Here is a 421-nt window from a genome sequence, read left to right on the forward strand (position 1 = left end):
GCACCATGGTGGGCACCCCGGAGTCCATCGCGGACCGGATGCAGGAGTGGCTGGAGAACGGCGGCGCGGACGGTTTCAACCTCATGCCGCCCGTGCAGCCGGACTCGCTCACGGACTTCGTGGACCTCGCGGTCCCCGAGCTGCAGCGCCGCGGCCTGTTCCGCACCGAGTACACCGCCACCACGCTGCGCGGCCACCTCACCGAGGGCTGACCGCCCACCCCACGACGACGCCGCCGCGCCCCGGAGGCTGCACGCTCGCCAGGCACCACGGCCCGCACGCTTAAGTGCAGCTTTTGCCACTTTTCGGCCCGTGAGCGGCAAAACCTGCACTTAATCCTGGGCTGAAGAGCTCATTCCTCGGGTGGAGGGCCTGATCCTGGGGTGGGGGGCTTGATCTTGGGGGTGCAGGGCTTCACGAG

The 421-nt window shown here is 69.1% G+C and carries 1 pseudogene; it reads left to right on the top strand.

The features are described 5' to 3' along the window. Positions 1 to 212, top strand: a pseudogene (locus VSR68_RS42600) (nitrilotriacetate monooxygenase); the annotation flags it as partial. Between the last annotated feature and the right edge of the window lie 209 nt (positions 213 to 421).

The sequence above is a fragment of the Paraburkholderia phymatum genome (genome assembly GCF_038900715.1).
Taxonomy (GTDB): Bacteria; Pseudomonadota; Gammaproteobacteria; order Burkholderiales; family Burkholderiaceae; genus Paraburkholderia; species Paraburkholderia phymatum_A.